The organism is Streptomyces sp. NPDC002926, from assembly GCF_053591755.1.
On sequence record NZ_JBSFUK010000020.1, the window covers coordinates 1 to 23,079 of the forward strand.

The 23,079-nt window shown below is 69.7% G+C and carries 26 protein-coding genes; 19 read left to right on the forward strand and 7 right to left on the reverse strand.

The window, feature by feature from the left end; all coding sequences use genetic code 11:
• Positions 1-309 precede the first annotated feature (309 nt).
• The 5 genes from ACWDZ6_RS24715 to ACWDZ6_RS24735 all read left to right on the forward strand — a co-directional run bounded on the left by ACWDZ6_RS24715 (position 310) and on the right by ACWDZ6_RS24735 (position 4,922).
• The gene (locus tag ACWDZ6_RS24715; protein ID WP_389184443.1) at positions 310-1,707 is read left to right on the forward strand and encodes a DUF6421 family protein; all 1,398 of its coding nucleotides are present in this window, start codon (positions 310-312) and stop codon (positions 1,705-1,707) included.
• A gap of 26 nt (positions 1,708-1,733) precedes the next feature.
• The gene (locus tag ACWDZ6_RS24720; RefSeq protein WP_366736153.1) at positions 1,734-2,489 is read left to right on the forward strand and encodes an SDR family oxidoreductase; all 756 of its coding nucleotides are present in this window, start codon (positions 1,734-1,736) and stop codon (positions 2,487-2,489) included.
• Positions 2,468-3,556 (forward strand): threonine aldolase family protein, encoded by a 1,089-nt coding sequence (locus tag ACWDZ6_RS24725; protein ID WP_366736154.1) that lies wholly within the window; start codon positions 2,468-2,470, stop codon positions 3,554-3,556. The genes ACWDZ6_RS24720 and ACWDZ6_RS24725 overlap by 22 nt, the downstream gene beginning before the upstream one ends.
• A gap of 72 nt (positions 3,557-3,628) precedes the next feature.
• Positions 3,629-4,207: a transglutaminase-like domain-containing protein gene (locus ACWDZ6_RS24730; protein WP_451504557.1), complete on the forward strand. Its 579-nt coding sequence runs from the start codon at positions 3,629-3,631 to the stop codon at positions 4,205-4,207.
• Positions 4,208-4,220: 13 nt separating this feature from the next.
• On the forward strand, positions 4,221-4,922 hold the full coding sequence (locus tag ACWDZ6_RS24735; protein ID WP_451504558.1) for a B3/B4 domain-containing protein: 702 nt from the start codon (positions 4,221-4,223) through the stop codon (positions 4,920-4,922).
• Between the two features lie 4 nt (positions 4,923-4,926).
• Here the strand turns inward: ACWDZ6_RS24735 and ACWDZ6_RS24740 are convergent, their stop codons facing one another.
• Together ACWDZ6_RS24740 and ACWDZ6_RS24745 are read right to left on the reverse strand one after the other, a co-directional pair.
• Entirely contained in the window at positions 4,927-5,649 is a 723-nt protein-coding gene (locus ACWDZ6_RS24740) for a lysophospholipid acyltransferase family protein (RefSeq protein ID WP_351449664.1), read from the reverse strand.
• A gap of 161 nt (positions 5,650-5,810) precedes the next feature.
• Positions 5,811-6,227, reverse strand: coding sequence for a DUF4395 domain-containing protein (locus ACWDZ6_RS24745; protein WP_451504630.1), 417 nt, complete (start codon positions 6,225-6,227; stop codon positions 5,811-5,813).
• A gap of 75 nt (positions 6,228-6,302) precedes the next feature.
• On the opposite strand from ACWDZ6_RS24745, the gene ACWDZ6_RS24750 reads away from it, so the two are divergent.
• The 6 genes from ACWDZ6_RS24750 (at position 6,303) to ACWDZ6_RS24775 (ending at position 10,905) form a co-directional block, all read left to right on the forward strand.
• Positions 6,303-6,716, forward strand: a complete 414-nt coding sequence (locus tag ACWDZ6_RS24750) for a TlpA family protein disulfide reductase (protein WP_366732488.1) — start codon at positions 6,303-6,305, stop codon at positions 6,714-6,716.
• Between the two features lie 108 nt (positions 6,717-6,824).
• Positions 6,825-6,869 carry a hypothetical protein gene (locus tag ACWDZ6_RS24755; protein ID WP_451504631.1) on the forward strand — a complete coding sequence of 15 codons (45 nt, stop codon included), beginning with the start codon at positions 6,825-6,827 and terminating at the stop codon, positions 6,867-6,869.
• Between the two features lie 46 nt (positions 6,870-6,915).
• On the forward strand, positions 6,916-7,422 hold the full coding sequence (locus ACWDZ6_RS24760; protein ID WP_326648220.1) for a flavin reductase family protein: 507 nt from the start codon (positions 6,916-6,918) through the stop codon (positions 7,420-7,422).
• Between the two features lie 199 nt (positions 7,423-7,621).
• On the forward strand, positions 7,622-8,407 hold the full coding sequence (locus ACWDZ6_RS24765) for an electron transfer flavoprotein subunit beta/FixA family protein (protein WP_366732485.1): 786 nt from the start codon (positions 7,622-7,624) through the stop codon (positions 8,405-8,407).
• Between the two features lie 55 nt (positions 8,408-8,462).
• Positions 8,463-9,425 carry an electron transfer flavoprotein subunit alpha/FixB family protein gene (locus tag ACWDZ6_RS24770; RefSeq protein ID WP_451504559.1) on the forward strand — a complete coding sequence of 321 codons (963 nt, stop codon included), beginning with the start codon at positions 8,463-8,465 and terminating at the stop codon, positions 9,423-9,425.
• Positions 9,426-9,579: 154 nt separating this feature from the next.
• Entirely contained in the window at positions 9,580-10,905 is a 1,326-nt protein-coding gene (locus ACWDZ6_RS24775; RefSeq protein ID WP_451504560.1) for a DUF6986 family protein, read from the forward strand.
• A 17-nt stretch (positions 10,906-10,922) separates the two neighbouring features.
• Here ACWDZ6_RS24775 and ACWDZ6_RS24780 read toward each other — a convergent pair whose 3' ends face one another.
• The gene (locus tag ACWDZ6_RS24780; protein ID WP_451504632.1) at positions 10,923-11,909 is read right to left on the reverse strand and encodes a LacI family DNA-binding transcriptional regulator; all 987 of its coding nucleotides are present in this window, start codon (positions 11,907-11,909) and stop codon (positions 10,923-10,925) included.
• Positions 11,910-12,120: 211 nt separating this feature from the next.
• On the opposite strand from ACWDZ6_RS24780, the gene ACWDZ6_RS24785 reads away from it, so the two are divergent.
• Positions 12,121-13,086, forward strand: coding sequence for an ROK family protein (locus ACWDZ6_RS24785; RefSeq protein ID WP_451504561.1), 966 nt, complete (start codon positions 12,121-12,123; stop codon positions 13,084-13,086).
• On the opposite strand, the gene ACWDZ6_RS24790 is transcribed toward ACWDZ6_RS24785, so the two are convergent.
• A complete protein-coding gene (locus ACWDZ6_RS24790; RefSeq protein ID WP_451504562.1) occupies positions 13,070-13,381 on the reverse strand; it encodes an NPCBM/NEW2 domain-containing protein in 312 nt (103 codons plus the stop codon). The two genes, ACWDZ6_RS24785 and ACWDZ6_RS24790, sit on opposite strands and share 17 nt — an antisense overlap.
• Before the next feature lie 449 nt (positions 13,382-13,830).
• Here ACWDZ6_RS24790 and ACWDZ6_RS24795 point away from each other — a divergent pair, with 449 nt between their 5' ends.
• The 3 genes from ACWDZ6_RS24795 (at position 13,831) to ACWDZ6_RS24805 (ending at position 17,120) form a co-directional block, all read left to right on the forward strand.
• Positions 13,831-15,126 (forward strand): ABC transporter substrate-binding protein, encoded by a 1,296-nt coding sequence (locus tag ACWDZ6_RS24795; protein WP_451504633.1) that lies wholly within the window; start codon positions 13,831-13,833, stop codon positions 15,124-15,126.
• Between the two features lie 168 nt (positions 15,127-15,294).
• Positions 15,295-16,203 (forward strand): carbohydrate ABC transporter permease, encoded by a 909-nt coding sequence (locus tag ACWDZ6_RS24800; protein WP_451504563.1) that lies wholly within the window; start codon positions 15,295-15,297, stop codon positions 16,201-16,203.
• Positions 16,200-17,120, forward strand: a complete 921-nt coding sequence (locus tag ACWDZ6_RS24805) for a carbohydrate ABC transporter permease (protein ID WP_366732480.1) — start codon at positions 16,200-16,202, stop codon at positions 17,118-17,120. The genes ACWDZ6_RS24800 and ACWDZ6_RS24805 overlap by 4 nt, the downstream gene beginning before the upstream one ends.
• A gap of 67 nt (positions 17,121-17,187) precedes the next feature.
• Here the strand turns inward: ACWDZ6_RS24805 and ACWDZ6_RS24810 are convergent, their stop codons facing one another.
• Positions 17,188-17,364 (reverse strand): hypothetical protein, encoded by a 177-nt coding sequence (locus tag ACWDZ6_RS24810; protein ID WP_326648213.1) that lies wholly within the window; start codon positions 17,362-17,364, stop codon positions 17,188-17,190.
• A gap of 230 nt (positions 17,365-17,594) precedes the next feature.
• Between ACWDZ6_RS24810 and ACWDZ6_RS24815 the strand changes: the two genes are divergently transcribed.
• Positions 17,595-18,629 (forward strand): NUDIX hydrolase, encoded by a 1,035-nt coding sequence (locus ACWDZ6_RS24815; RefSeq protein WP_366732479.1) that lies wholly within the window; start codon positions 17,595-17,597, stop codon positions 18,627-18,629.
• Between the two features lie 51 nt (positions 18,630-18,680).
• Here the strand turns inward: ACWDZ6_RS24815 and ACWDZ6_RS24820 are convergent, their stop codons facing one another.
• On the reverse strand, positions 18,681-20,045 hold the full coding sequence (locus ACWDZ6_RS24820; RefSeq protein WP_451504564.1) for a M20/M25/M40 family metallo-hydrolase: 1,365 nt from the start codon (positions 20,043-20,045) through the stop codon (positions 18,681-18,683).
• Between the two features lie 109 nt (positions 20,046-20,154).
• On the opposite strand from ACWDZ6_RS24820, the gene ACWDZ6_RS24825 reads away from it, so the two are divergent.
• Positions 20,155-21,408: a geranylgeranyl reductase family protein gene (locus tag ACWDZ6_RS24825; protein WP_451504565.1), complete on the forward strand. Its 1,254-nt coding sequence runs from the start codon at positions 20,155-20,157 to the stop codon at positions 21,406-21,408.
• A 195-nt stretch (positions 21,409-21,603) separates the two neighbouring features.
• Here the strand turns inward: ACWDZ6_RS24825 and ACWDZ6_RS24830 are convergent, their stop codons facing one another.
• Positions 21,604-22,053, reverse strand: coding sequence for a nitroreductase family deazaflavin-dependent oxidoreductase (locus tag ACWDZ6_RS24830; RefSeq protein WP_451504566.1), 450 nt, complete (start codon positions 22,051-22,053; stop codon positions 21,604-21,606).
• Positions 22,054-22,192: 139 nt separating this feature from the next.
• Between ACWDZ6_RS24830 and ACWDZ6_RS24835 the strand changes: the two genes are divergently transcribed.
• A complete protein-coding gene (locus tag ACWDZ6_RS24835) occupies positions 22,193-22,888 on the forward strand; it encodes a TetR/AcrR family transcriptional regulator (RefSeq protein ID WP_451504567.1) in 696 nt (231 codons plus the stop codon).
• A 40-nt stretch (positions 22,889-22,928) separates the two neighbouring features.
• Positions 22,929-23,066 carry a hypothetical protein gene (locus ACWDZ6_RS24840; RefSeq protein WP_451504568.1) on the forward strand — a complete coding sequence of 46 codons (138 nt, stop codon included), beginning with the start codon at positions 22,929-22,931 and terminating at the stop codon, positions 23,064-23,066.
• The last annotated feature ends 13 nt before the right edge of the window (positions 23,067-23,079 follow it).

Here is a 23,079-nt window from a genome sequence, read left to right on the forward strand (position 1 = left end):
GGGGCGCGGGGCGCCGCCTCCGCGGGGGGGGGGCGCGGGCGCTGTTTTCGGGCGGGCCCCCCCCCGGGCCCGCCACACGCCCGCGCGCGCCGCCCCCCGCGGCCGGCCGGCCGCGGGCGCGGGGGGCCGTGGCTGAGCGCGGCAGGCACGGAGGGGACTGACGGAAGCCATCGCACATACCCGAGCCGACCGCAAAACTTTCGGTGACCATGGGGTGGGGCAGGATAATTTCCCAAGGCTCTACTTGTACGGAGGAACCTCGCATGGATACGGTGTCTTGACGCGAGGTTCTCCCGTAGAGGAAGTGACATGACGGAAATTCTTGTGCAGGACATTGCCGCAGGGGGCATATCCCCGGCTGCCCGGGTGATCGAGCACGCGGCCTGGCCGACGCTCAAGGATGCCGTCGAGCAGATCCGGCCGTGGCAGTCCAAGGACGGCTCCATAGATCTGGGCGCCGAGGGCGCCCCGACCCGTGTCGTCGTGGAGGCCGCGCTCGATCGCGTGATCGACGCGGTGGAGGAACTCTCCCCGCTCCTCCCGCACGACGCCGCGTACCACCGCGCGCTCGTCGCCGATCTGCACAAGTGGGCCGACAGCGCCTTCGGGGTCCCCGACTTCCTGGACTCGCTGCTCGCCTTCCAGCCCGCCGCGAACCGCGTGGACGGACTGCAGCACCTGGCCGTCTTCCCGATGTACACGCAGAACGGCAACCCGGACCGCAATCTCGAAGCGGTCGTGCTGCGCATGGTCTGGCCCGAGTGGCTCTCGGAGCTGGAGCGCACCCGCTACGACAATCCTCTCTTCTGCGGCATCACCTTCGAGGACTTCACCGCCGGCTACGACACCAACTCCGCGGTGCTCTTCCCGGAGACCATCGCGGTGCGTGAGGCCCCCGAGCGCTTCACCTGGGGCGGTATCTTCTGCGACCGCGAGGCCGCCCGCTTTCGCCGCGTGACCGACGAGGCGGTACGCGTCCTCGGCCTCGAACTCCCCAAGGACATCGAGGAGATGGTCGGCGACCAGGCCCGCTGCGAGCAGGCCTTCGTGCTCTGGGACATGGTCCACGACCGCACCCACAGCCACGGCGACCTGCCCTTCGACCCCTTCATGATCAAGCAGAGGCAGCCGTTCTGGATGTACGGCCTGGAGGAGCTGCGCTGCGACCTCACCGCCTTCAAGGAGGCCGTGAAGCTCGAGGCCGAGGGCAACGCTCACGGCCGCGACGTGCAGTACGCCGTGCTCTTCGACCGGATGTTCCGCTTCCCGGTCAGCGGTGACCGCGTGCGCAACTATGACGGCCTCGGCGGCCAGCTGCTCTTCTCCTACCTCCACAAGCACGATGTGGTGCGCTGGACCGACAACACTCTGAAGATCGACTGGGACCGGGCCCCGAAGGTCACCAACGAGCTCTGCGCCGAGATCGAGAAGCTCTACCGCGACGGTATCGACCGGCCCAAGCTGGTCCACTGGTTCGCCGCGTACGACCTGGTCTCGACCTATCTCGCACCGCACCCCGGCTCCCGCTGGGCCAAGGGCCCCGACGCCCTCGATCTGTCCCAGCCGCCCCGCAAACTCGTGGACGACGTGCTTCCGGACGAGTTTCCGCTCAGCATGTTCTATGAGGCGCTCTCCAAGAAGCTGAAGAATGTGATTGCCTCCACCAGGGGGATCACCGCGGCGAGTGCCGAGCGGGTGTCCGCGTGAGCGCGGGCGCGGAGGAGGCGACGATCATGAAGACAAACGGCAGCGGTTCGCTGGAGGGCGCCGTGGTCGCGGTGGCCGGAGCCGCGGGCCCGGCCGGCCGGGCCGCCCTGCTGCGCCTGGCGGAGGCCGGCGCGACAGTCGTCGCCTCCGATGCCGACGCAGCGCGTCTCGCCGAGGCGGTCGACGCCGCCCGGTACGCGCACGGCGGTGCGACCGTCACCGGGGACACCGTCGATCTTCTCGACCTGAAAGCCACACGGGAGTGGGCGGACAGGACCGAGAAGGAGTTCGGCCGGATCGATGGCCTGGTCCACCTCGTCGGGGGCTGGCGCGGCAGCGCCTCCTTCCCCGAGACCGAGCTTGCCGACTGGCAGCTTCTCGAGAAGCTGCTGATCCGTACCGTCCAGCACACCTCGCTCGCCTTCCACGACGGGCTGCTGCGCAGCGACCGCGGCCGCTACCTGCTGATCAGCGCGGCCGGCGCCAGCAAGCCGACCGCGGGCAACGCCGCGTACGCCGCCTCCAAGGCCGCGGCCGAGGCCTGGACGCTCGCGCTCGCCGACTCCTTCCGCAAGGCGGGGGGCGAGGAGGGGCCGAAGGCCGCGGCTGCCATCCTGGTGGTCAAGGCTCTCGTGCACGACGCCATGCGTGCCGAGCGCCCGAATGCGAAATTCGCGGGCTTCACGGACGTGACGGAACTGGCCGAAGCCATCACCGGAGTCTGGGACCGGCCCGCCCAGGAAGCGAATGGACAGCGCCTGTGGCTGACCCCCAAGCCGTGACACCGCCGAAGACCGATGCCCGACGCCACCACGATCCGTCCGTAAGGGGCTTCGCGAGCGACAATTACGCGGGCGCTCACCCGGAGGTCCTCGCGGCGCTCTCCGTCGCCAACGGCGGTCACCAGATCGCCTACGGCGAGGACGAGTACACCGAGCACCTCCAGCGGGTCATGCACAGCCACTTCGGCCCGACGGCGGAAGCCTTCCCGGTCTTCAACGGCACCGGCGCCAATGTGACGGCCCTCCAGGCGCTCACCGACCGCTGGGGCGCCGTGATCTGCGCCGAGTCCGCGCACATCAACGTCGACGAGGGCGGCGCGCCGGAGCGGATGGGCGGGCTGAAGCTGCTGACCGTACCGACTCCGGACGGCAAGCTGACGCCCGAGCTCATCGACCGCCAGGCGTTCGGCTGGGACGACGAGCACCGGGCGATGCCGCAGGTCGTCTCGATCACTCAGAACACCGAGCTCGGCACGGTCTACACGCCCGACGAGATCCGTGCCATCTGCGAGCACGCGCACGAGCGGGGGATGAAGGTCCATCTCGACGGGGCCCGGATATCCAACGCCGCCGCGTCGCTGAACGTCCCGATGCGGACGTTCACCAACGCCGTCGGCATCGATGTCCTCTCCTTCGGCGGCACCAAGAACGGCATGCTCTTCGGCGAGGCCGTCATCGTCCTCAACCCGGACGCCGTCAGCCACATGAAGCATCTGCGCAAGCTGTCGATGCAGCTCGCCTCCAAGATGCGTTTCGTATCCGTGCAGTTGGAGGCGCTGCTGGCGCGCGATCTGTGGCTGCGCAACGCCCAGCACTCGAATGCCATGGCCCAGCGTCTCGCACAGGGCGTACGTGCGGTCGACGGTGTGGAGATCCTTCACCCCGTCCAGGCCAACGCCGTCTTCGCGCGCCTCCCGCACGATGTGAGCGAGCGTCTGCAGAAGCGTTTCCGCTTCTACTTCTGGGACGAGGCGGCGGGCGACGTTCGCTGGATGTGCTCCTTCGACACCACCGAGGACGATGTCGACGCCTTCGTCCAGGCGCTGAAGGAAGAGATGGCGAAGTAGCCTCTGCATAGGTATGCGGCTGATCGGAAAGTGATTGACTTCCGGTCGGCCGCATCCTTAGGGTCGGCGGGCATGGAGCTGATCCAGCAGAACCCCGAACTGTCCGCGTATCTCGTCGCCGACGAGGTCGTCGACCACAAGCACCCGCTGGTGCGGGAGACGGCCGTCCGTCTCCGTCGCGACAGTCGCGATGCATACGCATACGCCAAAGCGGCCTTTGAATTCGTGCGCGACACCATCCCGCACTCCAGCGACACGGGGGATGTGCGGGTCCCGTGGCGCGCTTCCGACGTTCTCGCGCAGCGCACCGGCATCTGCTGCGCGAAGTCCCATGCGCTCGTCGCCCTGCTGCGCGCCGGATCCATCCCCGCCGCTTTCTGCTACCAGCGCCTGAATGTCGTCCATGGCCTGGTCGCGCTGAAGCTTCCGGGCAGGGAGGAGTGGGCGCGGCTGGATCCGCGCGGCAATAAGCCCGGGATCGATGCGCAGTTCTCGCTGGTGAAGGAGCGCCTCGCCTTCGATGTACGCCAGGAGTCCAATGGGATGGACTACCCAGTGCTCTATGATGCACCTCATCCGGCCGTGCTCGCCGCCCTCAGGGCGGCGCCCGACCAGGAGACCCTCTGGACCCTGTACCCGGCCGAACTGTGAGGCACGAAGAACCATGACGCTCACGCTCACCGTCTCCGACGAGGTCCGGGAGATCGCGCCCGGCTTCACCCATCTCGCCGTCGAGGCGCGCGGCCTGGTCAACGGGGAGAGCAACGCCGACAGTTCGGCACTGCTGGACGATGCCGCGCGCCGGCTCGCCGAACGCCTGGACGGGCGCGCCCCGCACGAGGACCCGCACATGGTGGCCTGGCGCGCGGCGTACTCCGCCTTCGGTGCCAAGCCGTCCCGTACGCGCAATTCCGCCGAGGCGCTGGCCAGGCGGGCGCTTGCCGACGGCGGGCTGCCGCGTATCAACCGGCTGGTCGATCTCTACAACGCGATCAGCGTGGCCCATCTGATCCCGGTCGGTGGTGAGGACACCGACCACATCCAGGGCGGAATGCGGCTCGTACGGGCCACGGGCGAGGAGCCGTTCGTCACCCTCGCAGGGGGCGAGGAGACGGTCGAGCGTCCCGAGTCCGGCGAGGTGATCTGGTGCGACGACGAAGGCGTCACCTGCCGGCGCTGGAACTGGCGCCAGGGCGTACGCACTCGGCTCACCGAGGAGTCGGTGAACGCGCTCTTCCTGCTCGAGGGCATGGCCCCCATGACGAACGGCGAGCTCGAGGCCGCAGCCGCCGAACTCGCCGAGTCACTGGAGAAGTTGAGCCCCGGGGCGCGGATCAGCGTCCGCCGCCCCAGTAACGGCTCGTGAGGTTTCAGCCCGCCTCGCGGACCTCGGCCGGAGTCGGCGCCGTACCCCCGAGGTGCGCGGGCACCCACCAGGTGTCGCTCGCGTCCTTGGGGCGTACGGGATAGGCGCGCTGGGCCGCTTCCAGCAGCTCCTGGCAACGCTCGCGCAGCCGCCGGGTGATCGCGCCCGCGTACTGGTCGGCGGGGGCCTCGACCGGCTCGCCGACGCGGATGGTGATGGGGATGTGGCTGCGCCTGAAGTTGCGCGGCCGGCCCTTGGTCCAGATGCGCTGGGTGCCCCACAGAGCCATCGGGATCAGCGGTACGCCGGCCTCCTGGGCCAGTCGTGCCGCACCCGACTTGAAACTCTTGAGTGTGAACGACTGCGAGATCGTCGCCTCCGGGAAGACGCCGATGATCTGGCCCGAGCGCAGCGAGTCGAGCGCGTGCGCGTACGCCGTCTCACCCTGCGTGCGGTCCACCGGGATGTGCTTCATTCCGCGCATCAGCGGGCCGGAGATCTTGTGCCGGAAGACGGATTCCTTCGCCATGAAGCGCACCAGGCGCTTCTGGGGGAGCGCCGCGAGTCCGGTGAAGATGAAGTCCAGGTAGCTGATGTGATTGCTGACGAGCACAGCGCCGCCCGAGCGCGGGATGTTCTCCGAACCCTGAGTGTCGATCTTCAGGTCCAGCGCCTTGAACAGGGTTCGAGCGGCGCCGATGACCGGCCGATAGACGAGCTCTGCCATCTGGAGAAGGCCCTTCTGTTGTGCCCGGGGAGGGTTCTCCCGGCGGAAGTTACGCAGCCGTAGGTTTTCGGCATTGGGCAGATCGTGCCCCATACGCGGCGTACTGACCAGCCCTGGCGGCTCGGGCGGGCGAGATTCTTGTCACGTGTTTACCTGTCCCGTCATGACCGGGCCGTGGTGGCGCGGCGGAAGAGCAGGTACAGCTCGCACCCCAAGCAGTACCCGAATACGGCGTTGAGGAACGCGGCGGCCAGGGCGCATCCGGTGGCGGCGAGAGCGAGCCACGACGGCCCCCAGAAATAGCCGACCAGTCCGAGCAGGGCGAACGCCAGGCCAACGGCCTGCGCGAACCGCGGCGGAGCCGGCGACTCGAACTCGGCCGGCGGCCCGACGCGCGGCCGTACCGCGGTGCGGAACACCCATCCGTACGGAGAACGCGGCACGCCGAACACCGCTCCCGCGGCGAAGCAGAGGGCCTGCCAGGCGAGCAGGATGCCGCTGCCCGTGACGAGAGCCGCGGCGAGTACGAGCGTGGTGACGGCGGCTCCGAAGCGGGGGCCCCTTGCGTCGATGTCCATGCCCGACAGCATCGCGCAGAAGATCCGCGTGCGGGACCGGGAATCTTTGCGGTCCTGTGAACGCTGCATCCGGGGATGACAGGACTCGTGGTGTGTGCGGTGGTGCTCGCGGCGGCGAGCGCCTTTGGGCTCTGGCGGCAGCGGAGCGGCGGGAGGCTGAAGGTGCGCGGTCGGGACGCGGAGAGACAGCTCGGTGCGGCCGAGTTGGGCGTGGAGCTGGGCCGACGGGCGACGCTTGTCCAGTTCTCCAGCGCGTTCTGCCGGCCGTGCCGGGCGACCCGGCGCACTCTCGCCGAAGTCTCGGACATGATTGACGGCGTGTCGCATGTGGAGATCGACGCGGAGGAGCGGCTCGCTCTGGTCCGTGACCTGAACATCCTCAAGACGCCCACGGTGCTGGTGCTCGACGCGAGCGGCCGCATCGTCACCAGGGCCTCGGGCCAGCCCCGCAAGGCGGATGTGATCGCCGCGCTCGGACAGGCGGTGTGACGTCCCGTGACCCGTGTCGCACATCCTGGGACACGCTTGACTGCACCAGCCATCAATCGTCACGCTGACGCTGTGCCTCAAGACCTCCTTCTCCACGGGCGGCCCCATGTGGACCTCGTCCGAAACGCGAGTGCGCGCTGTCCGGCTCTCTGAGCAGCCACGGCCGCCCCGTTCGTATCCACCGCAGAAGGACAACTCCATGACGGCTTCGCCCGATCTCGGCACCGCTCAGCTGGCCTCCCCCGACCTGCTCCGCTCCGTCTTCCGGCAGCACGCCGCGGGCGTCGCGGTGATCACCGCCCAGGGCGACAACCCCGTCGGATTCACCGCCACCTCCCTCAACTCCGTAGCCGCCGAACCGCCCTTGATCTCGTTCGGCGTGGGTACGTCCTCGTCCAGCTGGCCGGTCATAGCCAGGGCCGAGCACGTCGGCGTGCACATACTCGGCGAGCACCAGCAGGAGCTGGCCGCGACCTTCGCGCGCAGGGGCGCCGACCGTTTCGCGCAGCCCACCCGGTGGAGCACCGGTCCGGAGGGCGTCCCGGTACTCGACGGCGTACTGGCCTGGCTGGTGTGCCGTGTCGTCGGCCGCGTCCAGGCGGGGGACCACCGCATCGTGATCGCCGAGGCCGTCGTCGGAGACCCCGCGGGGGCCGGCCGTCCGCTCCTCTACCACCAGGGGCGCTTCAACGCTCTGCGCGACTGAGAGTTCCCGCAAGCCGCCGGTTACGGAGCGTTGGCAAGGTCACAGGCCTAAGCGCTTGCATATAGGGAAAGAGCTCGCTGTACTGACGAGTAATATTTCGTTCGGAGCGCGGGCCGCCCCGACCGGGATCCGCCCAGTAAGGCGCCTATGCTGCCAACAGAAGGCAGCTCAATAGAGACGATGCAGTAGGAGAGCCGGCGTGAGCTTGAGGATCGTTGTCTGTGTGAAGTACGTGCCCGACGCCACCGGCGACCGGCACTTCGCCGATGACCTGACTGTCGACCGCGAAGACGTCGACGGCCTGCTGTCGGAGCTCGACGAGTACGCGGTCGAGCAGGCGCTGCAGATCGCCGACGAGGCGGACGACGCGGAGATCACCGTGCTGACGGTGGGCCCCGAGGACGCCAAGGACGCACTGCGCAAGGCGCTCTCCATGGGCGCCGACAAGGCCGTCCACGTCGAGGACGACGATCTGCACGGCACCGACGTCATGGGCACCTCGCTGGTGCTCGCCAAGGCCATCGAGAAGACCGGCTACGACCTGGTCATCGCCGGTATGGCCTCCACCGACGGCACCATGGGCGTGCTCCCCGCGATCCTCGCCGAGCGCCTGGGCGTTCCGCAGGTCACGCTGCTCTCCGAGGTCTCGGTCGAGGACGGCGTCGTCAAGGGCCGCCGTGACGGCGACACCGCGTCCGAGCAGCTCGAGGCGTCGCTGCCTGCCGTCGTCTCGGTGACGGACCAGTCGGGCGAGGCCCGCTACCCGTCCTTCAAGGGCATCATGGCCGCCAAGAAGAAGCCGGTGGAGTCGCTGGACCTGGAGGACCTCGAGATCGACGCCGACGAGGTCGGCCTCGAGGGCGCCTGGACCGCGGTCGACTCGGCCGCCGAGCGTCCGGCCCGCAGTGCCGGCACGATCGTCAAGGACGAGGGCGAGGGCGGCAAGCAGCTGGCCGAGTTCCTTGCGAGCCAGAAGTTCATCTAAGGCTCACTGCCCCCAACTGCCCCCAGATACTTCGCATTCGCAGGAGAGCAATCCCATGGCTGAAGTTCTCGTCTTTGTCGACCACGTGGACGGCGCCGTCCGCAAGCCCACCCTTGAACTGCTGACGCTGGCCCGCCGCATCGGCGAGCCCGTCGCCGTCGCCCTCGGCGCCGGCGCCGAGGCCACCGCGCCCGCGCTCGCCGAGCACGGCGCGGTCAAGGTCCTCACCGCCGACGCGCCCGAGTTCGCCGACTACCTCGTGGTCCCGAAGGTGGACGCGTTGCAGGCCGCGTACGAGGCCGTCTCCCCGGCCGCCGTGCTCGTCCCGTCCTCCGCCGAGGGCAAGGAGATCGCGGCCCGCCTGGCGGTCCGTATCGGCTCCGGCATCATCACCGACGCCGTCGACCTCGAGGCCGGCGACGAGGGCCCGGTGGCCACGCAGTCCGCGTTCGCCGCCTCCTTCACCACCAAGTCCCGTGTCTCCAAGGGCACTCCGGTCATCACCGTCAAGCCGAACTCGGCCGCCGTGGAGGCCGCTCCGGCCGCGGGCGCCGTCGAGGCCCTGGCCGTCACCTTCTCCGAGGCGGCCACCGGCACCAAGGTCGTCTCGCGCACCCCGCGTGAGTCGACCGGCCGCCCCGAGCTGACCGAGGCCGCGATCGTGGTCTCCGGCGGCCGTGGCGTCAACGGTGCCGAGAACTTCCACATCATCGAGTCGCTGGCCGACTCGCTCGGTGCCGCTGTCGGTGCCTCGCGCGCCGCCGTGGACGCCGGCTGGTACCCGCACTCCAACCAGGTCGGCCAGACCGGCAAGTCGGTCTCCCCGCAGCTGTACATCGCCTCCGGCATCTCCGGCGCGATCCAGCACCGGGCCGGCATGCAGACCTCGAAGACGATCGTCGCCATCAACAAGGACGCCGAGGCCCCGATCTTCGACCTGGTCGACTACGGCGTGGTCGGCGACCTCTTCGAGGTCGTCCCCCAGCTCACCGCAGAGGTGCAGACCCGCAAGGGCTGACCTGCGTAAGTCTTCTACGGCCCGGGGCCGCGCGGTGAACACCACCGCGCGGCCCCGCACGCTTTCGGGTGACCATTGACGCAGGTCGCGACCGCCTATTAACTTCGCTATACGGATTGTTGATTCCGTGGAGCGGAAAACCGGAGGGTCCAGGATGGGTCAGCAGGAGAAGGTGGCAACGAGCCTCGCCGGAGCGGTCAGCGAGGGCATCAGCGCCTCCCTCGCGCCGGTGGACGAGGAACTCGCCCGCCGGTACCCGGGAGACCCCGGCACCCGCCAGCCCGTCCACACCGTCTACGTACCCGGTGACGTCTTCGCCGCCGACACGATCCGCTCCTGGGGCGACCGGGCGCTGGCGGCGCTCGACGAGCACGCCCCGGACGCCGCGTCCTTCGCCGCCGTCCTCGGCATCGGTGACGAGCTCGCGGCACCGGTGTACGACCGCGTCCGGGCCAAGCTGGAGCGCGAGCCCGTCGAGGACCTGCGCGTCGACTTCGAGGACGGCTACGGCGGCCGCGGCGACGCCGACGAGGACGCCGACGCGGCCCGTGCCGCCCGTCTGATCAATGAGGCGTACGCGCGGGACACCTCCCGGCCGGAGGCCGGGGGAGGCACCGCGGCCCCCTACATGGGCATCCGCATGAAGTGCATGGAAGCAGCCGTACGCGACCGCGGCATCCGTACCCTCGACATCTTCCTCACCGGGCTGATGGAGTCCGGCGGTCTGCCCGGCGGACTCGTCCTGACGCTCCCCAAGGTCACCTACGCCGAGCAGGTCACCGCGATGGTGCGGCTCGTCGAGGAGTTCGAGAAGGCGCGCGGCCTGGAGGCCGGCCGGATCGGCTTCGAGATCCAGATCGAGACCAGCCAGTCCATCCTCGCCGCCGACGGCACTGCCGCCGTGGCCCGGATGATCGACGCCGCCCAGGGCCGGGCCACGGGACTGCACTACGGCACCTTCGACTACAGCGCCTGCCTCGGCGTCAGCGCCGCGTACCAGGCGAGCGACCACCCTGCCGCCGACTATGCCAAGGCCGTCATGCAGGTCGCGGCCGCGGGCACCGGCGTGCGCGTCTCCGACGGCTCCACCAACGTGCTGCCGGTCGGCACGACCGAGAAGGTGCACGACGCCTGGCGGCTGCACTACGGGCTCACCCGCCGCGCGCTGGCCCGCGCCTACTACCAGGGCTGGGACATGCACCCGGGCCATCTCCCGACCCGCTACGCCGCCGTCTTCGCCTTCTACCGCGAGGGTTTCGAGCAGGCCGCCGCCCGGCTGTCCGCGTACGCCAACCACGCGGGCGGCGATGTCATGGACGAGCCCGCCACCGCCAAGGCACTCAGCGGCTATCTGCTGCGCGGAATCGACTGCGGAGCCCTGGACACCGCCGAGGTCGTCGGGCTCACCGGTCTCACCCGCGCGGATCTCGAGCGGTTCGCCTCGCCTCGCCGCGGCGACCTCACGGCCACAGCCAAGTAGCCGTGCCGGTGCCCGGTCTACCGGTCCGCGGGCGGCGGGAGCTCGCCCGAGCCGCGCGGGATCAGCACCGTCTCCAGCGCCACCTGCGTGGGCTCGTCGTCCACGCCGTCGAGACGGCGGAACAGCCGCTCGGCGGCGGTACGCCCCAGCGTCGCGGCATCCTGGGCGATGACCGTGATGCCGAGCAGGTCGGCGAGTTCGATGTCGTCGAACCCGACCAGCGCGACCGGCCGGTCGCGCTCCGCCAGGACTCGTACGGCCGTCACCGTCACCCGGTTGTTGCCGGCGAACAGCGCGGTGACCGGCTCGGGCCCCGCCAGCATCGCCTCGACCGCCGCCCGCACCCGCTCCGGCGCTGTGGACCCCAGCGACACCCAGCTGTCGTCCACCGCGAGCCCGGCGTCCTCCATGGCGGCGCGGTAGCCACGTACCCGCTCGACGGCGGTGTGGATACGCGGCTGGTCGCCGATGAAACCGATACGGCGGTGGCCGTGCGCGATCAGATGCGCCACGCCCTTGCGGGCGCCGCCGAAGCTGTCGGAGAGCACCACGTCCGCGTCGATCTGCCCGGCCGGGCGGTCCACGAACACCGTGGCGACGCCCGCCTTTATCTCGGGCTCCAGATAGCGGTGGTCGTGGCCGGCCGGGATGACGATCAGCCCGTCCACCCGGCGGGCGCAGAGCGCGAGCACCAACTCCTGCTCGCGCTCCGGGTCCTCGGCGCTCGAACCGTTGATGAGCAGGGCGCCATGGGCGCGGGCGACCTCCTCCACGGCGCGGTTCAGCGGGCCGTAGAAGGGGTCGGCGAGATCTTCGAGCACCAGCCCGATCGAGGCGGTGCGGCCCTTGCGCAGCACCCGTGCGCTGTCGTTGCGGCGGAAGCCGAGGGACTCGATGGCCTCCTGCACCCGGCGCTCGGTGTCCGGCGTGACGCCGGCTTCGCCGTTGACCACCCGGGAGACGGTTTTCAGGCCGACGCCGGCCCGCGCGGCGACGTCCTTCATGGTGGGCCGATTGCCGTAGCGGGGCTCGGGGCCTCGGGTGCGGCCCGCCGTCGGCGGGTGACGGTCGGTCTCGGCCACAGTGCGCTGTCCTGTCGTCGTCCGGTGTGCGAGGGTGTGGCGTCGAGCATAGGCCCTGGACAACGTTGTCAGGGGAATGGAGACTGTTAACCGAATCCGCAGGTCCGACAGCTCCCCGGGGGATCCCACACCGATGCATACCGACCTCGTCGCCGCGCTCGATATCGGCGGCACCAAGATCGCAGGCGCGTTGGTGGACGGCAGTGGCGGAATTGTGGTGCGGGCGCAGCGCCCGACACCCTCCCGTGAGGACGGCGAGACAGTGATGCGCGCCGTCGAGGCGGTTCTGGCCGAGCTCGCCGCATCCCCGCTCTGGGCGCGGGCCTCGGCCGTCGGCATCGGCAGCGCCGGTCCCGTGGATGCCTCCGCCGGCACGGTCAGCCCGGTCAATGTCCCGGGCTGGCGAGACTTCCCACTGGTCGGGCGGGTGCGCCGGGCCGCCGACGGGCTGGCCGTCACGCTGGTCGGCGACGGCGTCGCGATGACCGCGGCCGAGCACTGGCAGGGTGCGGCCCGCGGCTACGACAACGCCCTGTGCATGGTCGTCTCGACCGGTGTCGGCGGTGGACTCGTCCTCGGCGGGAAGCTCCACCCGGGACCCACAGGCAACGCCGGGCACATCGGCCACATCAGCGTCGACCTGGACGGGGATCTCTGTCCGTGCGGCGCGCGCGGCTGCGTGGAGCGGATCGCCAGCGGCCCGAACATCGCGCGCCGGGCACGGGAGAACGGCTGGCAGCCCGGCCCCGACGGTGATGCCTCGGCCGCCGCCGTGGCCGCCGCCGCCCGGGCCGGACACCCGGTCGCCATCGCCTCCTTCGAGCGCGCGGCCCAGGCCCTCGCCGCCGGGATCGCCGCCACGGCGACCCTCGTCGAGATCGAGATTGCCGTCATCGGCGGAGGCGTGGCGGGCGCGGGCGATGTGCTCTTCGCGCCGCTGCGCCGTGCGCTGCGCGACTACGCCACGCTCTCCTTCGTGCAGCGGCTCAGGGTGGCTCCGGCCCTGACGGGCACGGACGCCGGTCTGGTGGGTGCGGCCGCCGCCGCCTCGCTCGGCCGTGACGGCGAGACGGCAGCGGTTGTCAGCAGCCGATCCTGAGGCCGGCCCGGTCCGCATGGTCGGAGTCGACTCCGTCACCGCGATCGGTGGCCACCGGACGTACGACCTTCGCACCACCGGCATCCGCCGAAATCGGCTGTGCGGGCATGGCGTTGGTCAGTACGTCCGCCGAGGCGGCCCTCTTCCCGTCCGCCCGGATCTCGAAGACGACCGGGCCCTTCGACCCCTTCTCGTCGTCCGGGCCGACCCGCGCGGTGACGGTGGTGCACCTGCCGTCCGCGAAGTACTCCAACGCGCTCGCGGCGTGCACACCGAAGCCCTCGGCGGCGCTCACTTCGACGGTGGGCGGCAGCGGCGTCAGGTACGGCGACGCGCAGCAGTTCGCCGCGGGCCCGCCGGCGCGGCATCGGTGCCGGCGGCCGGAGCAGGTGTGCCCAGCCCCGCCGCGCCGAGCAGCGCGGCGGCCAGCGCTCCGACGACTCTGCGGCGGGTACTGCGGGTGGGAAGGTGACGCCTCGTTACATTCCTCCGTACTCGCGCATTTTGGGATGGCTGCATGCATGTGTCTGTCGCGAGCGTTTACGGTAGGCCGTGTTGGAGTCTGTTGGAAGAGATGCGGTAACGGTTGTTCGATGTCTCGCCAAAACCCTTGACTGCACCACTTTCTGGGAGTGTGATCCAATCCTTGCGTTTGGTTGTGTTGGGTTGCACCCCGGAGGAGGGGACATGGCGCAGTCATCGTTCAACGGTTCTGCCGCGCCCGGGAGCGTGGCAGGACATCGGATGTCCCGGCGGAATCTGCTGCGTGGCGCAGCGGCGGGTGCGGGTGCGGTCGCGCTGCCCTCGTTGCTCGCCGCATGCGGCGGTGGGCCCGGCGGGGACGGCAAGACCATCACTCTGGGGTCCAACTCGTCCGACCCGGTGCCGAAGAAGGCCTTCGCCGACGCGTTCTCCGCGTACGGCAAGCAGTCGAAGGACGGACGGAAGGTCAAGGTCAACACCGTTGACCACAACACCTTCCAGGAGAACATCAACCGCTACCTGCAGGGTAAGCCGGACTCCGTCTTCATGTGGTTCGCGGGCTACCGCATGCAGTTCTTCGCCAAGAAGGGTCTGCTGCACGACATCAGCGACAACTGGGCGGCCTACCAGGGCTTCTCCCCGGCGCTGAAGGCCCAGTCGACGGGTGAGGACGGCAAGCAGTACCTCACGCCGTACTACTACTACCCGTGGGCCGTCTTCCACCGGAAGAGCGTCTTCGAGCAGTACGGCTACCAGGCTCCCAAGACCCTCGACGAGTACATAGCGCTCGCCAAGCAGATGCAGAAGGACAAGCTCGTCCCCATCGCGTTCTGCGACAAGGACGGCTGGCCGGCGATGGGCACGTTCGATTACATCAACATGCGCAGCAACGGATACGAGTTCCACAAGAACCTGATGGCGGGCAAGGAGGCCTGGACCGACAAGCGCGTCAAGGACGTCTTCGACACCTGGCGCAGCATCCTCCCGTACTGCCAGCCCGGAGCCAACGGCCGCACCTGGCAGGAGGCCGCGACCAGCCTGCAGAAGAAGGAAGCGGGCATGGCGGTCTTCGGACTCCCGCACCCGGGCGCCCAGTTCCCCAAGGGAGAGCAGGCCGACATCGACTTCTTCCCGTTCCCGGTGATCAACCCCGAGTACGGACAGGACGCGGTCGAGGCGCCCATCGACGGTTTCCTGCTCGCGAAGAAGGCGAAGGACCTCAAGAACGACAAGAGCCTGGAGAGCGCCAAGGACCTGCTGAAGTGGCTGGCCACGGGCAAGGCTGAGGACATCTACCTGGCCAGTGACCCCAACAACATCGCCGTGAGCGACCAGGCCGACATCTCGAAGTACTCCCCGCTGCAGAAGAAGGCCGTCGAACTCGTCTCCGGCGCCAAGCAGATCTCGCAGTTCCTGGACCGCGACACAAGGCCGGACTTCTCCTCGACGGTGATGATCCCGGCCATTCAGACCTTCATCAACAAGCCGAAGGACGTGGATGGGTTGGTCAACAGCATCGAGAGGCAGAAGAAGACCATCTTCGCCTCCGAAGACTGACTGCCACCGGCCGAAACCGACTTGGAGCGACCACCCGTGCCGCTGCTTCAATCTCCCGGGGGACAACCCCCGGACCCTCCCCGTCGGGCCGCCGGGCCCGGGGGGACCGCCGGGCCGGAGACGCGGGCCGGCCGGGGCACCCCGGACGACACCGCGGGGCGAACGAGAGTGAGCACCCCACGGCGGGCCCCACGACGAGGCCCGCGGCGGTTCACCCGCCGCGACCTCGCCGTACTCGGCGTGCTGCTGGGCATACCGATCCTGCTCGACGTGGTCATCGTGTGGGGGCCCACCCTCGCTTCCATCGTGCTCTCCTTCACCAGCTGGGACGGCATCGGGGACATCCACTGGGTCGGCACGAAGAACTACGAGAACCTCTTCACGAACTATCCGCAGTTCTGGCCCGCCGCCCGCCACAACCTGCTCTGGCTGGCCTTCCTGGGACTGATCGCGACCCCGTTCGGACTGCTGCTGGCCGTCCTCGTCGACAGGGGCGTACGGTTCAGCCGCTTCTACCAGTCGACGCTCTACATGCCGGTGGTGCTCTCGCTCGCGGTCGTCGGCTTCATCGCCCAGCTGATCTTCTCCCGCGACCAGGGCGCGCTGAACGCGATCCTCGCGGACACCGGGAATCCCACCGACTGGCTCGGCGATCCCGACCTGAACATCTGGATGATCCTGCTGGCCGCGGCCTGGCGGCACACCGGGTATGTGATGATCCTCTACCTGGCCGGCCTCAAAGCCGTCGACCCCTCGCTGAAGGAAGCCGCCGCCATCGACGGCGCGAGTGAGCGGCAGACGTTCTTCCGCGTCGTCTTCCCGACCCTGCGGCCCGTCAATGTCATCGTCGGCGTCATCACCGTCATCGAGGCGCTGCGCGCCTTCGACATCGTCTACGCCGTGAACAAGGGCAGAAACGGCCTGGAGCTGCTCTCGGTCCTCGTCACCGACAACATCATCGGCGAAGCCAGCCGGATCGGCTTCGGCTCCGCGATCGCCGTGGTGCTGCTGCTCGTCTCCATGGGATTCGTCGTGACGTATCTGGTCCAGGAGATCCGTGGGGAGAAGAACCGATGACGCTCGACACCGCCCCGGCGCCCGCCACCACAGCGGCCGCGGCCCCACCGCCCCGAAAGCGTGCCGTACGTCCCGGCCGGCTCGGCGTGCACGCCTTTCTGATGGCTGTCTCGCTGGCCTTCCTGGCGCCCCTGCTGCTCGCGGTGTACGCGTCGCTGCGGCCGTACGACGAGACCTCCGAGCACGGCTACTTCTCGTGGCCGAGGAAGCTCTCCTTCGACTACTACCAACAGGCCTTCAGCGACTCGGGGATGATGAAGTACTTCATCAACACCCTGATCATCGCGGTGCCGGGAGTGCTGCTCGCGCTGTTCTTCGCCTCCTTCGTCGCCTTCGCCGTGTCGCGGCTGAGGATGCGCGGCTCGATCGTGCTGCTGATGCTCTTCACCGCGGGCAATCTGCTGCCCCAGCAGGTGATCGTGACTCCGCTGTACGTCCTGTTCAACCGGATCCCGCTGCCGTACTGGATGTCCGACTCGATGACGATGTTCGACTCGTACTGGGCCGTCATCGCCGTCCAGGTCGGCTTTCAGATCGGGTTCTGTGTCTTCGTCCTCGCCAACTTCATGCGCACCCTGCCGCAGGAGATCCTGGAGGCGGCGATCGTGGACGGCGCGAGTGTGTGGACGCAGTACTGGCGCATCACGCTGCCGCTCTGCCGACCCGCCCTCGCGGCGCTCGGCACACTGCAGTTCACCTGGATGTACAACGACTTCCTCTGGGCGCTCGTCTTCATCTCCGACGGCGACAAGCTCCCCATCACCTCGGCGCTGAACAACCTCCGCGGCCAGTTCTTCACGGACTACAACCTGCTGGCGGCGGGTTCGGTGATCGTGGCACTGCCGACGCTGGTGGTCTTCCTGCTGCTCCAGCGCCACTTCATCGCCGGGCTCACTCTCGGCTCCACCAAAGGCTGAGACGCAGGGCCGCCGCCGCCGCCCCTCCCGGCCCGGCGCGGGCGTCGGCCCGCGTCCCGGGCGCGTTCTAGCCGACCGCCTCCGCGGTCCGCTGCGGAACGACCACCAGGAAGGCGTCCGAATCGAGGTCCATCACGACCTCCGCCGCCAGACCCTCGTCCTGGCGTGCCCGTGCGAACTCCTCGGCCGGCCAGCTGCCGCGCGGGCCCCCGGCGGGAAACTTCTCCAACACCGTACGGCGCATCCCGCACCCCCTTGTCTCTTCCGTTCCAACGACGCTCCGCGCCCGGGTGTCACGGCCCGGCGGGGGCATCCGTTCGTATGGTGAGACGCGTCCGGGCGCGGGACGGTAGTGGTGAACCGGCAACAGCACGGCCACAGTTGTGCACGTGATCAACGGCCCGGTTCCTGCAACGGGTTTCCGTGGCAGGGTGTTGCGGGCAATCCACTGAGGGCTACGGCAGAGGGGGAACCGTGATTGTCTGGATCAACGGTGCGTTCGGAGCGGGCAAGACCAGTACCGCACGCGAACTGATCGATCTGATCCCGAACAGCACGCTCTACGACCCCGAACTGATCGGCGGCTCTCTGGGGTGCCAGCTGCCCCAGAAGCGGCTCGCCGAGGTGAGCGACTACCAGGATCTGCCGATCTGGCGGCGGCTCGTGGTGGACACCGCCGCGGCGCTGCTCGCCGAGCTGGGCGGCGTGCTGGTGGTGCCGATGACGCTGCTGCGCCAGGAGTACCGCGACGAGATCTTCGGCGGTCTCGCCTCCCGCAGGATCGCGGTGCGGCATGTGCTGCTCTCCCCGGATGAAACGATCCTGCGCGAGCGGATAGCCAACCGCGAGGAGCCGGACATCCCCGACGCCGACCAGCGCGTCAGACAATGGGCGTACGAACACATCGAGCCCTATCTCGCGGCCCTCGACTGGATCCGCGCGGACGCTCACGTCATCGACACCAGCAGGCTCGATCCGCAGGAGACGGCGCGACGGATCGCCGAAGCCGTGAAGACGGGGGCCGCCGCGGCCTGCGAGATCGTCCAGACGCCCGAGCCGAGCGCCGAAACCCTCGCCGCCGGAGTGCTGCTCTTCGACGAGGCGGACCGGGTGCTGCTCGTCGACCCCACCTACAAGCCGGGCTGGGAGTTCCCCGGCGGAGTGGTGGAGCGCGGCGAGGCGCCCGCACGTGCCGGGATGCGCGAGGTCACCGAAGAGCTGGGTATCGAACTCGGGAAGGTGCCCAGGCTGTTGGTTGTCGACTGGGAGCCCCCGCGGCCGCCGGGATTCGGCGGGCTGCGGCTGCTCTTCGACGGCGGGCGGCTGCCGAGCGGTGAGGCGCGGCGGGTGCTGCTGCCCGGATCGGAGCTGCGCGGCTGGCGGTTCGTCGGCGAGGAGGAGGCGGCGGAACTGCTGCCGCCTCCCCGCTACGAACGGCTGCGCTGGGCCCTGCGCGCACGCGAGCGCGGGACCGTGCTCAACCTCGAGGCCGGTATCCCCGTCGGCTGACGCGGAGCGGCACGGCCGCGGAGTTCCTCTGCCGCGATCTCCGCCGAGCGCTCAAGCCTTCTTGGACTCGGCGTAGTTGACCAGGAAGAGCGCCTCGGCGATGGACAGCCGCTCCAGCTCCTCGGGCGAGACCGACTCGTTCACCGCGTGGATCTGTGCCTCGGGCTCGCTCAGGCCGATCAGCAGGATCTCGGCCTCGGGGTAGAGCTCGGCGAGCGTGTTGCACAGCGGGATCGAGCCTCCCATGCCGGCGGACTGCATCTCCTCGCCCGGATACGCGATGCGCATCGCGTCGGCCATCGAGGTGTACGCCGGGCTGGAGACGTCCGCCTGGAACGGCTGGCCCTGGCCCACCTGCTCGAGTGTGACCCGGGCGTTCCACGGCGTGTGCTTCTCGATGTGCGCGAACAGCAGCTTCGTCGCCTCGGCCGCGTCCTGGCCGGGCGGCACCCGCAGGCTGATCTGCGCCCGGGCACTCGCCGGGATGGAGGGGGTCGCACCGGCCACCGGGTGGCAGTCGATGCCGACCACGGTGACGGCGGGACGGGCCCAGATACGGTCGGCGACCGTGCCGCTGCCGATCAGCGAGACACCGTCGAGGACCTTGGCGTCCTTGCGGAACTCGCCCTCCGGGTACTGCAGTCCGTCCCAGGCCGAGTCCGCGCCGAGCCCGTCGACCACCGTCGAGCCGTCCTCGGCACGCAGCGAATCCAGTACGCGGATGAGCGCGGCCAGCGCGTCGGGCGCGGCGCCGCCGAACTGGCCCGAGTGCAGATTTCCCTGGAGCGTGTCGACCCGGACCCGGATCATCGTCATACCGCGCAGCGTCGCCGTCACCGTCGGCAGACCCACCCGGAAGTTCCCGGTGTCGCCGATCACGACGGCGTCGGCCCTCAGCAGCTCCGGGTGCGCCTCGGCGTACTGCTCGAGACCTCCGGTGCCCTGCTCCTCGGAGCCCTCCACGATCACCTTGACGCTCACCGGCACGCCGCCATTCGCCTTGAGGGCGCGCAGGGCGAGCAGATGCATGATGAAGCCGCCCTTGCAGTCGGCGGCGCCACGCCCGTACCAGCGGCCGTCCCGCTCGGTCAGCTCGAACGGCGGGGTCACCCACGCGGACTCGTCCAGCTTCGGCTGCACGTCGTAGTGCGCGTAGAGCAGCACCGTCGGCGCACCCTCCGGGCCCGGCAGCAGCCCGTACACCGACTGCGAGCCGTCGGGGGTGTCCAGGAGCGCGACGTCCTGGAATCCCTCCGCGCGGAGCGCACCGGCCACCCAGTTCGCGGCGGCCTCGCACTCGCTCTTCGGCGCCACGGCCTCGTCCGCCACCGATTGGAAGGCCACCAGCTCCGTCAGCTCCGCCTGGGCGCGGGGCATCAAAGAGACAATGGTCTCGGCGATCGGATTGGCGGTCATGGGCACGCTCCTCGTGGGTGCGACGTTGTGCCGTGTGTGTACGGCGAATGTGTGATTGATCCTCGCACAGGGGCGGTAAGTGACCGCGCCGTAGGATGCCGTCGAGAATATGGATCACGCGTCGGATCGGGAGCATAAGCAGATCGTGAGCAGCGAGAACGCAGATGCCGTAGGTGAGCACGGCGAGCCGGTGTGGGACGTCGTCGTGGTCGGCGGCGGGCCCGCGGGAGCTTCGGCGGCCTATGCGGCGGCGGCCGCGGGCCGTCAGGTGCTCCTGTTGGAAAAGTCGGAGCTGCCCCGCTACAAGACCTGTGGCGGAGGGATCATCGGCCCCTCGCGCGACAGCCTCCCGCCGGGCTTCGAACTGCCGCTGCTGGACAGGGTGCACGCCGTCACCTTCTCGCTCAACGGCAAGCTGGCCCGTACCCGCCGCTCCAAGAGGATGCTCTTCGGGCTCATCAACCGACCCGAGTTCGACGCCGGTCTTGTGGAGCAGGCGCAGAAGGCCGGCGCCGTGCTGCGTACCGGCGCGACCGTGTCCCGCGTCGAGCAGCACGGACCTGCCGTCCCGGACCGGCGCACGGTCGCCGTCGTACTCTCCGACGGCGAAACCGTGCTGGCGCGGGCGGTCGTCGGCGCGGACGGCAGCGCGGGCCGGATAGGCGCACATGTCGGCGTGAAGCTCGACCAGGTCGATCTCGGCCTGGAGGTGGAGATCCCGGTGCCGGCGACGGTGGCCGATGACTGGGCGGGCCGGGTGCTCATCGACTGGGGGCCGATGCCCGGGAGTTATGGCTGGGTGTTCCCCAAGGGACGGACACTGACGGTCGGAGTGATCTCGGCCCGCGGCGAGGGGACGGCGACCAAGCGCTATCTGGAGGACTTCATCGCCCGCCTGGGTCTCGCTGGATTCGAGCCGGCGATCTCCTCGGGGCATCTGACCCGGTGCCGCAGCGACGACTCGCCGCTGTCGCGCGGGCGGGTGCTGGTGTGCGGGGACGCGGCCGGGCTGCTCGAGCCGTGGACCCGGGAGGGCATCTCCTTCGCCCTGCGGTCGGGGCGGCTCGCGGGGGAGTGGGCCGTACGGATCTCGGAGGCCCACGATGCCGTGGACGCCCGCAGGCAGGCGCTGAACTACGCGTTCGCGATCAAGGCCGGGCTGGGTGTGGAGATGGGGGTCGGGCGGCGGATGCTCGCGATCTTCGAGCGCCGGCCGGGGCTGCTGCATGCGGCGATCACCGGTTTCCGGCCCGCGTGGAAGGCGTTCGCGGACATAACGCGCGGATCGACGACGCTGGCCGGTCTGGTGCGTACGCATGCGGTGGCGCGGAGGGCGCTGGAAATGATGGACCGGCGGGCCTAGCGGGCCGGCCGGGCCGGCCGGGCCGTCCTGGCTGCCCGGGCCGGGGTGTCGCCCGGCCTTGCGTCACGATGTCGCCAGCCCTGGGTCGCGATGTTTGCCTTGCGTCACGATGTCGCCCGGCCGTGGATCACGATGTCGCCCGGCACTGCGTCGCCACGATGCCGCTCCGCGTCGCCGTCGTGCCCGGGCCCGGTGTCACTTGGTCACAGTGATCCGGAAGACGGGGTGCTTGTGCGCCGCGGCGAGCAGCTCCTCGTCCGTGGACTTGGCGTTGACGTCGCCGAAGAACCGGCCGACCTCCCAGCCCCAGCGCTCGAGGTAGGTGCGCAGCAGCGTGGGCTTCTCTTCGTCGGTCAGCTCCACCGCGGTGAACTGCTGGGTCTTGCGGCCGACTTGGAGCTGCCCGCCGCCCGCGGCGCGCAGATTGCGGACCCACTGGGAGTGGCCGCGGGCGGAGATCAGATATGGGCCGCCCTCGTAGGGGAGCGGGTTGACCGGGATGCGTCGCCACTCGCCGCTGGTGCGGCCGCGCACGGAGAGCTCCGCGGTGCCCATCAGGCTGACGCCGCGGCGGGCCAGCCAGCCGATGGCGCCGTTGAGGATGTTGTCGAAGCGGCCGGGTTTCATGTAGTGCGCCTGCGACATGGTGATCTCCACTGGTCGAGAGAGTCGTTGAGAGAGCAGTGCTCTCGCTTGAGAGCAGTGTGCATCGGATCGGTGATCCAAAGCAAGAGCACTGCTCTCGTTGTTGGTCAGTGCTCCGAAACGTGAAAGACTGCACCCCATGACCACGATCCGTGGGGCCAGGGAACGGGCCCGTATCGAAGTCACCGCAGCCATCAAGGACGAGGCTCGCCGACAGCTCGCCGCCGAGGGCGCGGCGAAGCTCTCGCTGCGCGCCGTCGCCCGCGAGCTCGGCATGGTGTCCTCGGCCCTCTACCGCTACTTCCCGAGCCGTGACGATCTGCTGACCGCCCTCATCGTCGATGCCTACGACGCGGTCGGCGCCGCGGCCGAGACCGCCCTCGCCGCTGCCCGCGACCCCGCCGACCACCCCGCCCGCTGGACCGCCGTCTGTTCGGCCGTACGCATCTGGGCCCTCGCCCACCCCCATGAGTACGCCCTGATCTACGGCTCTCCGGTACCCGGCTACACCGCGCCCCAGGACACCGTCGGACCCGCCTCCCGTGTCGGCCTCGCGCTGATCTCCGTCAGCCGCGACGCCCACCGCTCGGGCGGCCTCGCGCTACCGCCGCTCGCCGAGGAACTGCGCCCCGAAGCACACCGGCTCACCGCCGATATCGCTCCCGATCTGCCGCCGGCCGTCGTGGTGGCTCTGGTGGCCGCCTGGTCCCAGCTCTTCGGCCTCATCTCCTTCGAGCTCTTCGGCCAGTTCAACCGGGTCGTCGAGGATCGGGACGCCTTCTTCGGCCACGCCGCCGCCCGTCTCGCGCACGAGGTCGGCCTGCGGCACCGCTGAGGTCACCGCCGCGGCCGGAATCCTCTCCCTCACCTTCGCCGTGCACGCCACGGTGGCCATGCGCGTCGCGGGCCGCCCCGACCGGTGGGCGCCCGGATCGCCGCGGCGGCTGCACGCCCGCGTCGGGCTCCGGGAGGCGCCGGCTCCCGATGCCGTACTGCGCAGGGAGTACGTGTGATCGCCACGCCTGG